The sequence below is a fragment of the Oscillatoria nigro-viridis PCC 7112 genome (assembly GCF_000317475.1).
Lineage (GTDB): Bacteria > Cyanobacteriota > Cyanobacteriia > Cyanobacteriales > Microcoleaceae > Microcoleus > Microcoleus nigroviridis.
Window position 1 is genome coordinate 1,548,913 of sequence record NC_019729.1, and the last position, 13,239, is coordinate 1,562,151.

Genomic DNA, 13,239 nt, shown 5'->3' on the forward strand with positions numbered 1-13,239 from the left:
GCTTTAATTATAATAAAAACTGTGAAGATTCGTTAAAGATACAGGCTGGCAAATAAAAGTTTCTGTAAAAGTGGTAGACTATTTCCATGATAGTATTAGAGTTCAAGTTAAAGGGCAAAGCAGAGCAATATCGGAGCATCGACGACATGATTCGGACGGCTCAATTTGTGCGAGTGCGACGTGAAAGTCGTGTGTAGGTGCATCAGCACTAAAGACTGAGGAGCCGTCTCCTCTATGGGACTCCTTCCCCATATTCCCATGTAAAAGGGTCAAGTACCCCGCCTACCGAGATAGTAAGTAATGAAACTAAGGGAATGCAAGGCACAAAAGCTGGAATACGGACAGCTCGTTTGATATATCCGGCAAGGGAAAGGGAGGTAAGGGTTAACGAAAGTGAATCATCGTAAGCTCCGTGAAATGACAATGGCGAAATGAGCTGATACGCCATGCCAAAAGGCAAGCAGGTAAGTCGTTGAAGTTCGGACATCAACGATGAAGGAGTAAAACCCCTGTCGGAGTATAGATGGAACCCGAACCTCTCGCAGGTCACATACACGAAACACGGTAAACCCCACTAGCTCTTGGGTAAGGTCGAAAGCCCAAGTAGGTCAACCGTAAGGAAGACGGAACTGCCGAGGGGGTAAAGGATGCCAGAAAAAGCGAAAGCCAAGGGTAACGCCCTGGATAGGGGTTCAAAATTTGCCTCTCACCAAAAGGTGGCAGACTTCTGGTAGGTCTTCAGCGATAAATCAAAGTAAAGGAATTGAACCGACGTGAAAGATAGGGTCAGTAATGACATCGGAACGAAGGAACCGTTGAGAACATGGGAATCCATCAACTGGAAACTTGTGAATAGACGGATTAAAAACCTGAGACGGAGAATTTATCGAGCAACCCAGAACGGACAGTGGAATAAGGTTCGCAGCCTTATGAAACTGATGATATGTAGCTACTCCAACCTACTACTGTCAGTGCGGAGAGTAACTCAAGAAAACGAGGGGAAAAAGACGGCTGGCATAGACGGTCAGACGGCAACCACCCCCTCCGAAAGAGTAAAACTCGTCAAAGAAATGAAGGATTACACCCTGTGGAAAGCTCAACCCGCTAGAAGGGTATATATTCCAAAAGCCAATGGAAAACAAAGACCATTAGGGATTCCAACAGTTAAAAACCGTATAGCACAAGCAGTAATCAAGAATGCACTGGAACCTAGTTGGGAAGCCCGAATGGAGGGTAGCAGCTACGGTTTCAGACCAGGTAGAAGCTGTCATGATGCCATAGAACACTCTTGGATTCGCCTTAATAAACAAGGGAATGACAGGTGGGTATTAGACGCAGATATCAAAGGCGCATTCGACAACATCAGCCACAACTTCATACTCAAAACTATTGGAGAAATACCAGGCAGAGAGTTAATTAAACAGTGGCTGAAAGCAGGTTATGTAGAATCTGAGATATTCCACGAAACGAAAAGCGGAACACCACAAGGGGGGATAATCTCACCCCTTTTAGCTAATATAGCGCTGGACGGAATAGAACAATTCCTAAGTCAATTTAAGAAAAGGCAAGGGAAGAACAAGTCTCCTAGAGCGCCTAAATATGGATTTGTCAGATACGCTGACGACTTCATTATCACCGCCGAAACAAAAGAGGATATTGAGGAAATAATTCCCTCGGTAAAGGAACTCCTCAAGACAAGAGGACTGGAATTAAATGAGGACAAAACCAATATTGTTCATATAGAACAAGGATTCAACTTTCTGGGATTTAATGTCCGACACTTCCAGGAAAGCTGTCTAGTAAAACCTCAAAAGGAAAAAGTCAAACTATTCCTTAGAGAAATTCGGGAATGGCTAAAAACCAATAAACACGCCAGCCCGGAAGCAGTTATCCAATACCTAAACCCCCGAATCAGGGGGTGGGGAAACTACTATAAGCACGGGGTAAGTAGCGAAGTGTTCAGCTATGTTGACCACCAAATTTTTCAGGCAATCTGGAAATGGTCACTAAGCAGACATCCAAACAAGGGGAAGAAGTGGGTGGCAGGAAAGTATTTCATCACTGTCAATGGCAGGAAATGGAACTTTCATGCAGCAGTTGAAGACAGAAATGGGAGGAAGAAAAACCTAATCCTAACGAAACTCGGAGACTTACCAATAACCCGCCACGTCAAAATCAAAGGAACGGCGTCCCCTGATGACCCCAACCTTACCGAATACTGGGAAAAACGTAGAACTAACTACGGAAAAACATATTTTGCCAAAGGTTCAAAGCTATTCAATGTAGCCCAGAGCCAAAGCTGGAGATGCCCCGTATGCGGTGAACACCTGTTCAATGGAGAAAAGCTACACACCCACCACAAAATGCAAGTGAAAGATGGGGGAACTAATAGGGAAAACAACCTAGTCCACCTACACCTCACCTGCCACAAGCACGTACATACGGGTAAAAGTTCTGAGGTTCTGGAGGCTTGAGCCGTATGATGCGAAAGTGTCAAGTACGGTTCTTAGGGGGGAGAGATGCGGCGACGTATGCTCTCCTACCCGACAATAAAACTCTGAGACATTGGATAGACAATCAAGGAATTAAGTTAGTAGACCTGTACAAACAATGCGCCCTCATGGCGAAAGAGTTTGAATGGGCAGGCAAGCTTAACTCAACAGCACGTCAAGCTTCGGCGGAACGTGCTATTTTTGCCATTCAACGTTTCTTTGCTAATTGCCAAGCTAAAAAACCAGGAAAAAAGGGATTTCCACAGTTCAAAAAGCATACCCGAGCCGTTGAGTACAAACAATCCGGCTGGGCACTTTCTCACGACAAAAGATGCTTGACGTTTAAGGATGGTTTTGCCGCCGGGAAGTTCAAATTAATCGGTAGTCGAGACTTGCATTTTTATGCACCCGACGAGATTAAACGAATCAGAGTTATACGCCGTGCCGACGGATACTACGCACAAATTTGCATCAACGTAGAGCGAAAAGAGGAACTTGTTCCGACTGGTAAAGCTATCGGAATCGATGTTGGACTCAACCATTTTTATACCGATAGCGACGGTGAAACGGTCGCCAATCCTCGCTATCTCCGAAAAAGTGAAAAAGCTTTGAAGAGATTGCAAAAGCGAGTTTCTCAAAAAAAGAAAGGTTCTAAGAACCGAAAAAAAGCAATTAACAAGTTAGGAAGAAAGCACCTAAAGGTCAGCAGGCAGCGTAAAGACTTCGCCGTAAAAACGGCGCTGTGCGCGGTAATATCTAACGATTTTGTAGCCTACGAAAACCTTCAAGCGCGGAATATGGTGAAAAACCACAAGCTTGCCAAATCAATTAACGATGCAGCTTGGTCACAATTTGCTCAGTGGCTGGAGTATTTGGGAAAAGTGTACGGAAAAACAATGTGTGCCGTCGCACCTCAATACACCTCGCAAGAGTGTTCAAATTGTGGCAATTTAGTCAAAAAAACCCTGTCAACTCGAACCCATATTTGTGGATGCGGTACTATATTAGATCGTGACCACAATGCCGCCAAAAACATTTTAACAAAAGGTTTGAAACAGGCGAAATTTAATTTAAATACGGTGGGACACATCGAAATTCACGCTTGAGGACAGATGATCTCTACTCATTGATGGCAGCATTAATGAGCAAATCGACTGGACGATCCAAGAATCCTCGTACCTTCAGGTCGAGGAGTGTCAAACGATCTCTCTACAGTTAAAATCTTCTGAGGTGGCCGCAGACCCCCCCCACATCCAATTTAAATCTCAGAAATAGTACAATATTTATGTATTTTAGTCAATTAACTGAGAATTGTGGTGAGATTGCTGGTGCTGCTGTCCTAGTCTGGCTCTGCATCCTGACGCCGATCCTTGCGTCACAGCCTGGGAGGCTAGAAAAGAGAGCCAGATTAAAGCAGTATTGTATATTTTTAACGCACCGATGCCGATCGGCAAAAATAGAAGAAAGAAACTGTTTAAATTAAGTCTCAGGTATTTTCACATGGATCTGGCATCTCATCGATTTATGTCTTATTTTGAACCAGAGCAAGCCGCTCACCTTTGCCAAATAGCTGTTTTGGAGAGTTTTGCTGAGGAAATGCTCGTTTTTGAAGAAGGAGAAATAGCGGATTTTTTATATCTAGTTTTAGAAGGTAAAGTCGAGTTTAGCAAGCGGCTTGAAAATCATAAATATCAAACTGTTGCTGTCGCTAAGCCAGACGATTATTTTGGCGAACTCGGAGTTTTAGACGGAGAGCCGCGCAGTGCTAGAGCTGTGGCAGTTGCAGGCTCGACTTTGGCCAAAATAGGTCGTGAAGAACTAATAACAACTCTCCAGGTTGCTAAAGGCAGTTCGGTACTGAAAATGTTTAGTTTCATTACTAAAAATTTACGGGACACCACGGATCAATATGTTAGCCAGTTGATACACAAACAAAAAATGGTATTGGTAGGAGAAATGGTGAGTACAATTATTCACGATTTCAAAAGTCCTTTTACCGGAATTAAACTCTCCACAGAAATGCTCAAAGAAATTCACCCAGATGAGGAAACTCAGGAGTGGTGCGAACTGATTCAATTGCAAGTTCATCGAATGCTGGGAATGGCTGAAGAAGTATTAGAATTTTCGCGCGGTAATTCTGTATTAAATAAAAAACCAGTTAATCTAATTCAGACGTTGCAGCAGTTTGAAAAGTTGAACAGAGTGTATTGTGAAGCAGCAAAAGTAGATTTAGCAGTACGGGTGACAGAAGTAATAGTGGAAGCGGATGAAAATAAGATTTTGCGCGTTTTACAAAATTTAGTTGGGAATGCTGTTGAGGCTTTTGGCGGAAGAGGGGGTCGGGTGGAGATTGCGGTGACACAAAGTGAGGAGTGGGCAGAAATTAGCATTTACGATAACGGCCCAGGTATTCCGACGACAATTAAGGAAAAGTTATTTGAACCGTTCGTGACTTACGGCAAACGGACTGGTACTGGGTTGGGAACGGCAATTGTTAAGTCGATCGTTGAGGCTCACAAAGGGAAAATTACTTATGAGTCAGAGGACGGAAAAGGCACAACTTTTTACATCCGCTTGCCGAAAATCATGGATTTAGCAGATCAAAATTAAGTATGTAGGAAAATATATACTTAGGATTTTATCGCTAAGCCTCAGAGACTTGGTTGATGAGTAGATATGGGAGCATCTCAATGAAAGCAGCTAAGCTAGTATAAATTGGAGTTGTGAGGCAGGAGGATGTCTTGCTGCGAGGCTGAAGGAAAGATAAAGAAGGAAGCTGCCCAAAGAAATATTTTTCCAAATATGAAATGCTCCCGTAGATATCTTGTTATCAAACAATATTTTTCTAATAAACCGGGTTTAAGAGCGTAAGTCCTAATACTGTGTAGCGACTTGCAGAATCAAGTAGAATTGAATTAACGAACTGCTAAAAATCTGATGCCAGTTACTATTCAAACCTTACCCACAGAAGTTATCAATTTAATTGCCGCCGGCGAAGTGATCGACTCGATCGCCGCTGCGGTACGAGAATTAGTTGAAAATTCTCTGGATGCTGGCGCAACTCGCATCGTTGTTTCTGTCTGGCCGGAACAGTGGCGGGTGCAAGTTGCAGATAATGGTACGGGAATGGATCTGGAAAATTTGCGCCAGGCGGCTTCGCCTCACAGTACGAGCAAAATTACCACTGAAGCTGACCTTTACAAAATTGATACTTTGGGATTTCGCGGGGAAGCTTTGCACAGTTTAGCTCAGTTGGGCTGTTTGGAGGTTTTGAGCCGATCGAATGATTTGGGATTGGGGGATTTTTCGGAAAATCGAGAGTCGGCGCCAACCCCCGCCAAATCATCCTTTAACAAGGGGGGAGTTGAAAATGCTCGATCGGGCTGGCGGGTGGTTTACAATAACGCGGGCGTTGCTGTGGAGGTGGAAACAGCGGCGATCGCTCCCGGTACGGTGGTGACTGTTGATAATTTATTTGGCAATTGGCCTGTGCGCCGCAGTTTTTTGTCGCCCGCACAGCAAATGCGATCGATCCAATTAACCCTTCAGCAAATTGCTATTTGTCACCCGCGCGTTAATTGGCAGTTGCGTCAAGGAAGTACGCCTTGTTTGCACGTAACTCCTGGTAGCACAGCGGAACAACTTTTACCTCAATTCGTGCGCGGTGTGCGATCGAGCGATTTGCAGTATTTAAAGTTAGATTTGCCTGCGAGTCCTCAAAATCAGAAAGCAGCCAATTTATTGGTAGAAACTCAACTTGTGGGCGCTACAGTTAAGCCTAATTACCAATTACCCGTTGCCAGTTCCCAATTCCAAATGCCCAATTCCCAGCGTTTGGAGTTAGTAATTGGTTTGCCCGATCGCTGTCACCGCAGGCGGCCGGATTGGGTGAAGGTGGGGGTAAATCGGCGAGTTGTGCGATCGCCCGAATTAGAGCAAACTATTCTCAGCGCCTTTGCCCGCACTTGTCCGCGCGATCGCTATCCCGTGTGTTTTGTCCACCTGCACATCTCCCCCTCAGAAATCGACTGGAACCGCCACCCGGCTAAAGTAGAAATTTATCTGCACGATCCGAGTTTTTGGCAAGCACAAGTTAGCACGGCAATTACTCGCGCTTTGCATTTGAACGATGAAGTTTTGCCGCCTGCCCCAATTCCCGATCGAGTGGGAAAATTGCTGAAGGCATCAGAACAAAAAAGTGCTTACACTGTCGGGATTTCGGCTAGGCAGAATGAGGAAGGCTGCGAACAGGAAAAAGCTAATCAAATAGGATTGATGGAATTGAGGGCGATCGCTCAAGTTCACAATACTTACATTGTTGCCGAACATTCCAGCGGAATGTGGTTGGTGGAACAACACATCGCTCACGAGCGCGTTTTATACGAGCAATTGTGCGCGGCTTGGCAGCTAAAATATCTGGAAAAACCAGTAATTCTCAGTCAATTATCTCCACTGCAAATTGAGAATTTATCCCGCTTGGGTTTGGAAGTAGAAAGTTTTGGCGAACAGCTATGGGCTGCCCGCGAAGTTCCTGAATTGTTAGCCGATCGAGATGACTGTGCGGATGCGCTTTTTGAACTCAGTAAAGTCGCAGATTTGCAAGCGGCTCAAGTTGCGACTGCTTGCCGCACTGCTATGAAAAACGGTACTCCTTTGAGTCTTTCCAAAATGCAAAATTTGTTGGATGAATGGCAGCAAACTCGCAATCCGCGCACTTGTCCTCACGGCCGCCCTATCTATTTTGCTTTGGAAGAATCGACTTTGGCTCGGATTTTTCGCCGCAGTTGGGTGATTGGTAAAAGTCACGGGATTTGAAGGTTAAAAGTTAAGCTGTAAGGTGCGCGTTACATACAGAACTGTTTTTTTTGAACCGCAGAGGGCGCAGAGAACGCAGAGAGGAAGAGAAGAGAGATGTTTTTAATATTTTTTTGGGTAAGCTGTTGTGCATCTAATTTGAAAGTCAATTTTTCTAAAATTATTGCGGAACGGGCATCTTGCCCGTCTCTGGATTCAATTTAAATGGGTAGCAGCTTAACAGGATATTCGTATAAAATGTCTATTAAAATCAAATAAATCATAAATATGGATTTTCCGATCGCCCGACAACTATTTTATCGAGAAATAAATCAGCCAGATGGCTCGATAGACCTGGCGAAAGCTGCCCTCTATATGGCCTTGGAAGAATACCCAAATTTAGAGCCAGAGGAGTATCTAAATTCTCTCGACTCGATCGCAGATGAAGTGCGCTCACGCCTGCCGGCACAGAATTATCCGCTGCGGATTATTCAAACTATTAACGCCTATTTATACGGGGAGTTGCAGTTTGCGGGCAATGATGTTGATTATTACGACCCCCGCAATAGCTTTTTGAATCAAGTGATCGATCGGCGTACTGGTATTCCGATATCTTTATCTTTGGTTTATTTGGAAGTTGCTAAGCGCATTGATTTTCCGATGGTGGGAATTGGGATGCCGGGACATTTTTTAATTAGACCGGATTTTGAAGATGCTGGTATTTTTGTTGATGCGTTTAACGGCGGCGAGATATTGTTTCCTGAAGATTGTCAAGCCAGACTTTCTCAAATTTACGGTCAACCTATGGAGTTGCAGCCGACTTTTCTCGCCCCGGCAAGTCGCCGGCATTTGTTGGGGCGAATGCTGGGAAATCTCAAGGCGATTTACTTGCAACAGGGAGATGCTGTGAGGGTACTCTTGGCGATCGAACGGATTTTGCTGCTGTTTCCTGATGCGCTGGGTGAACGGCGCGATCGCGGAATTCTCTACTATCAAGTTGGCCGCTTAGTGGAAGCGCGCCACGACTTGGAACTATACCTGAGAAATGCTCCGAATGCTCCTGATGCTGCTAGAATTCGCCAATTGGTCGATCGGCTCGATCGAGATCTTTGAACTTAAATTCGCTATATGTCGCACACTATAATACGTGAAAGCGACACTCAATCAACTGCTGTCCGACGACCAAATCTCGCTTTTATAAGTTTTGCAAAGGTCTCTAAAATTGTCAAACAGCTAATCATAACATATTAATGGTCAATTAACACCTATCTTGTGATAGGTTAAATTTGCTTGACATGACTGTAAAATCATAGGTCATTTACCGAACTTCCGAGTCCACTTTCCCGACTGATACCCGCACTGATACCCCCACAGACAAGCGATCTAAAAAGTATTTTGACCTAAAGAGGCACAAACTCATGAACTTTCAGTTTCAACAAGGTTATCTCAACGGAATGCAACCGCTGTCAGCCCATTTAACCAAAAGAATGTCAAAGTCTTTATCATTAGGTTTGGCGCTTTTGCTGGGAACAAGTGCAGTATTCCTCAGCAGCGGCAAAGCCTTTGCATTAGACAATGTTACCGTAAAATACGGTGCTGTTGACGTAACATTACCGATGAGCGACTTGCAAAGCTTTGCACAAACAGGCCAAGCATCATCTCAACTGCAAAGCGTTCTGAGTATTGCGAAACAAACTCCCGAATCTGCGCGCGAAATATTAACGCGAGAAGTGGCTTTAGATTCCCAATTAGTAGCGCGGCTGGCAAGCACTTATTTTGGGGAAATTGTTTTCAAACAATTGGGGGAAGTTGCTTATACACCGGCAACTAGGCTTCAAAGCGCGCCGGCACTGCGAGATGCTTTAGTCGCAGCTTCCAAAGATGGCAAAATATCACTGATAGAAGTGATGCAAAATTACAATCCTCCGGCTTTAGAAGTTGACGGAAATCAAGCTATGGCTATCTACGAGCGAGTGATTAAAGACGTGCAAGATTTGCAAGCTTTGTATCAGAATTCCCCGGCTTTGCAAAATACCGCCGGTCAAGCGGTGAATTCTGCCAGACAAATGATTTGTCAGCCCAGTTCATCAGGAAGTGCGAAGTAAATAACTGAAATTCCAGGGAATTGGGAATTGGAAATTGGTGCTTTTTTTCCTATTAGCTCTGAGTTTTGAGCTCTTATAAATTACCAATACTTCGGCTACGCGATCGAACAAGTTCCCAATTACCCCTGATTCATTACCCCTTACCCATTTTTTGAGATAATTGCTCGGCTACCCGCTTGAGTCGGCGGAGTTGGTCTTTCATATCTTTCTGCGTCCAAGGGGCTGCAAAGCGATTGAAACCAAATCTAATTAAAGGATTGGGAATTTGAAATTCAAAGCGGTTAATCAAGAGAGTTCCTTGGATTTGGGGCTGGCATTCCCAACGATCGCATCCTTTGAAAAATCCGTCAAACCCCCAAACAATTAAACCGGGTTGTCGCTCCAACACAACACTCTCTAAAGTGGGTTGCAAAACCGGAATTTTTATGATAAATAAGCTGCGACTTCCTACGGCAGTATCCCATTCGCCCTGGGGATCGCAGCGCAGCAGGGGATTGAGCCACTTGTGCATTAAAGTGCGATCGACTATACACTGCTCCACCAGAGTAGCAGCAGCGCTAATTTCAATGGATTGCTCGAAAACTTGACGAATTGACATGAGAACCTGCAACAAGGAGGGTATTACAAAACTTTGCTTACTTTATAGTCATTTATTTACTTGTAACGTCAATTTTTCCAGAAATTAAAAGATTGACACACTCATAAATACAGTGTATCATCTTGAATTAAAGTATATATACCAATTATGCAGCTAGTCGCAAGGCACGTCATTAAACCAAATCATAGGTTTTATCGAGAAGCCGATCGACTGTCTTGGCTGTGCAAAAACCTTTACAACAGCGCTAACTACATCTACCGTCAAAACTTTTTCGCCAGCCAACAAACAAAAGCTCTGGCTGTCGATCGCGCACTCAAAACAAGTCCTGATTACAAAGCACTGCCCGCAAAATTAGCGCAAAGCACGATCGGCTTAGTCCTCAAAGCATGGACTAGCTATTATCTAGCGGTGCGAAACTATCATGAAAACCCAACTAAATTTAAAGCAGCACCGCAAATCCCTGATTGTAAAGGTTCCAGAGAGCGAAAAAGACAGGACAGGCGCTTTGTAGTTGTATTTAATTGTCAAGCTGTCAGCAAAAGAGCCTTAAAAAAAGGATATGCTCGCCCCTCTGGGACTAATATTTGGTTGCCCTCAAAAGTCACCTCGATTCTGGAAATCCGGATTGTTCCCAAAGTAGCTGGTTATGTTGTCGAGGTGCTCTATGAAAAGTTAGAACAGCCTTTACAAGTTAATCAGAGAGTAGCTGCCATAGATTTAGGATTAAACAATCTGGCAACATTAACCTACAATGTTCCTGGGTTAGTACCGACAATCTACGACGGACGGGCTGTTAAGTCAACAAACCAATACTGCAATCAAGTTTCATCGGCATTGAAATCATTGCTGCCCGCACAGCAAAAAAACAGTAAAAAAATCGCCAAATTGTGGCACAAGCGTAACTGTAAAGTCGATTATTACTTCCAGAGGACGAGTTGTACAATTATTAAAGAACTCGTCGATCATCAAATGGGATTGCTGGTTATAGGCTGGAACCATGATTTTAAAGATGGGATTAATACTGGTAAGATTAGAAATCAAAATTTTGCCTGTATTCCCCATTGCCGGTTTCTGCAAATGTTGCAGTATAAAGGAAAACTTGCGGGAATTCAAGTTGTGTTAGTTGAGGAGAGTTACACCTCCAAATGTTCAGCTTTGGATTTGGAACCAATTCAACAACATTCCGACTACATTGGCAGTAGGGTAAAAAGAGGATTGTTCAAAACCAAAACAGGACGATTCATAAATGCCGATGTAAACGGTTATTTGAATATTGGCAAAAAAGCAGTCGGAGATGGGTTTATCCCTAATTCGATAGAGGGTTTTGTAGTTAACCCAGTACGGTTAAAAGTGTACAAACATTAAATTTAGGCGATGTCTAGATTTTTTGGAACTATTATTAAAGTTTCGTCTTCTCCTTGTCAAATCTGACGTTAACCTGAGAAAAAAATGAATGAAACTTGGCAAGAAATAACTCAACCGATATCGGGCCCCATAGCGGCTTTGTCCGATCGCATTTTGGCCCAGGCCCAGCCCGGGAATCCGCTGACAGATGCCGAACGCGGAATTAACAATTTCATTCAGGGCTCAAACATTGAAAATCTCCTCTGGGCTGTCGGTATCCTGCTAATTGGCTTGATAGTATCAGCCCTCGTCTCATCTGTAGTCGGGGGATTGCTCAAGAAGACTACCCTCGACAACCGGCTGGCTGCTTGGATTACCGGCCGCCCGGAAGGAGCAGGATCTCCGCAAGTGGAAAAATGGATTTCCGCAGCGGTGTTCTGGATCATTTTTGTCTTTTTCCTCATTGCCTTTTTCAACCGGCTGAATCTAACGGCTGTCTCGCAACCCCTCAATACTTTTCTGAATCAAATTACCGGTTTCTTGCCGAAGTTAGCCGGCGCGCTAATTTGGTTGGGGATTGCTTGGGTATTGGCAACTGTAGCCAAAATGGCCGTATCGCGGGCGATGCGGGCTTTTAGCGTGGACGAGCGCTTGAATCAGGAGGTGGGCGCTGCGCCCGCTGAGCGCCCTTTGCTGCTGAGCGATACTGTGGCGAATGCGCTGTACTGGTTCATTTTTCTGCTGTTTTTGCCCCTAATTCTCGACTCGCTGGAAATGCAGCAGGCTCTGCTTCCAGTTAATAATTTGCTCAACCAAATTTTGGCGGCAATTCCGAAAATTCTGGAAGCTGTGCTGATTGGGTTTGTGGGCTGGCTGCTGGCTGTGGTGGTGCGGCGGATTGTCACAAATCTGTTGGCCGCTGCTGGGGCGGACGGTTTGGGCGCTCGGTTTGGAATTTCGCGGACTTCGGGCGGACAATCGCTGTCGTGGATTGTCGGGACGATCGTCTATGTTTTGATTTTGATTCCAACGGCGATCGCAGCTCTGAACGCTTTGGACATTCAAGCGATTTCGCAGCCTGCAGTCGCGATGCTCAACGACATTTTGGGCGCGGTTCCCAAAATCTTCACGGCAGCGCTGATTCTGGCGGTTGCTTACATTTTGGGCCGCTGGATCGGCGATTTGGTGACTAATATCCTGACGGGAATTGGCTTTAACAATGTCTTTTCTTGGTTGGGAGTGCAGCCACCGAAACAGCCGCTGAGGCTACCGCAAAGTTCGATCGATCCGGAGGCAACGATTCTTCAGGAACCCGAACTTCCGACCCGCACGCCTTCTGAGTTTGTCGGCATTGTGGTGCAGGTGGGCATCATGCTGTTTGCAGTGGTGGCGGCTACCGACGTGCTGCAAATTCCAGCGCTGACGGCGATTGTTAGCGGTATTGTGCTGGTTGCAGGCCGGGTGCTGGCCGGTTTGGTGGTATTTGCGATCGGCTTGTATTTGGCGAATCTGGCCTTTAGTTTGATTGCCAGTTCTGGAACTCGTCAAGCGCGGCTTTTGGGCCAAACGGCTCGGATCGCGATTATTGCCTTTGTTTCGGCCTTGGCGCTGCAACAGATGGGCATTGGCAGCGATATTGTGAATTTGGCTTTCGGGCTGCTGCTTGGGGCGATCGCAGTTGGTATTGCTCTAGCTTTTGGTTTGGGCGGGCGCGAGATTGCGGCCGACCAAATTCGCGAATGGTTAGCGTCGTTTAAACAAGATAAGACGCCCCGTTTGTAACTCTATAAAATGGCGTTTGTCAAGTACAAACGCCATTTTTTTATGATTAATTTCATTGTGAGGGTCGCGAAGCAATCCCAAAGCCTTTGAATTGGAGGATACAGGGAGCATCTCAATGAAAGCA

The 13,239-nt window shown here is 45.0% G+C and carries 9 protein-coding genes; 8 read left to right on the top strand and 1 reads right to left on the bottom strand.

The annotated features are described in order from the left end of the window. Window positions 1-773: 773 nt before the first annotated feature. The 6 genes from ltrA to OSC7112_RS06650 all read left to right on the top strand — a co-directional run bounded on the left by ltrA (window position 774) and on the right by OSC7112_RS06650 (window position 9,391). Window positions 774-2,474: a group II intron reverse transcriptase/maturase gene (gene ltrA, locus OSC7112_RS06625; protein WP_015175181.1), complete on the top strand. Its 1,701-nt coding sequence runs from the start codon at window positions 774-776 to the stop codon at window positions 2,472-2,474. A 5-nt stretch (window positions 2,475-2,479) separates the two neighbouring features. Further along, window positions 2,480-3,598, top strand: coding sequence for an RNA-guided endonuclease InsQ/TnpB family protein (locus tag OSC7112_RS06630; RefSeq protein ID WP_015175182.1), 1,119 nt, complete (start codon window positions 2,480-2,482; stop codon window positions 3,596-3,598). 394 nt (window positions 3,599-3,992) lie between these two features. After that, complete coding sequence (locus OSC7112_RS06635; RefSeq protein ID WP_015175183.1) at window positions 3,993-5,102, top strand: ATP-binding protein; 1,110 nt, start codon at window positions 3,993-3,995, stop codon at window positions 5,100-5,102. Window positions 5,103-5,429: 327 nt separating this feature from the next. Beyond that, entirely contained in the window at window positions 5,430-7,307 is a 1,878-nt protein-coding gene (gene mutL / locus OSC7112_RS06640; protein ID WP_015175184.1) for a DNA mismatch repair endonuclease MutL, read from the top strand. A 267-nt stretch (window positions 7,308-7,574) separates the two neighbouring features. Continuing rightward, on the top strand, window positions 7,575-8,399 hold the full coding sequence (locus OSC7112_RS06645) for a SirB1 family protein (RefSeq protein WP_015175185.1): 825 nt from the start codon (window positions 7,575-7,577) through the stop codon (window positions 8,397-8,399). Between the two features lie 305 nt (window positions 8,400-8,704). Continuing rightward, window positions 8,705-9,391, top strand: coding sequence for an alpha/beta hydrolase (locus OSC7112_RS06650; RefSeq protein ID WP_015175186.1), 687 nt, complete (start codon window positions 8,705-8,707; stop codon window positions 9,389-9,391). Window positions 9,392-9,524: 133 nt separating this feature from the next. On the opposite strand, the gene OSC7112_RS06655 is transcribed toward OSC7112_RS06650, so the two are convergent. Beyond that, on the bottom strand, window positions 9,525-9,989 hold the full coding sequence (locus tag OSC7112_RS06655; protein ID WP_015175187.1) for an SRPBCC family protein: 465 nt from the start codon (window positions 9,987-9,989) through the stop codon (window positions 9,525-9,527). A gap of 147 nt (window positions 9,990-10,136) precedes the next feature. On the opposite strand from OSC7112_RS06655, the gene OSC7112_RS06660 reads away from it, so the two are divergent. Then, window positions 10,137-11,354, top strand: coding sequence for an RNA-guided endonuclease InsQ/TnpB family protein (locus tag OSC7112_RS06660; RefSeq protein ID WP_015175188.1), 1,218 nt, complete (start codon window positions 10,137-10,139; stop codon window positions 11,352-11,354). A gap of 84 nt (window positions 11,355-11,438) precedes the next feature. Beyond that, a complete protein-coding gene (locus OSC7112_RS06665) occupies window positions 11,439-13,115 on the top strand; it encodes a mechanosensitive ion channel (protein ID WP_015175189.1) in 1,677 nt (558 codons plus the stop codon). The last annotated feature ends 124 nt before the right edge of the window (window positions 13,116-13,239 follow it).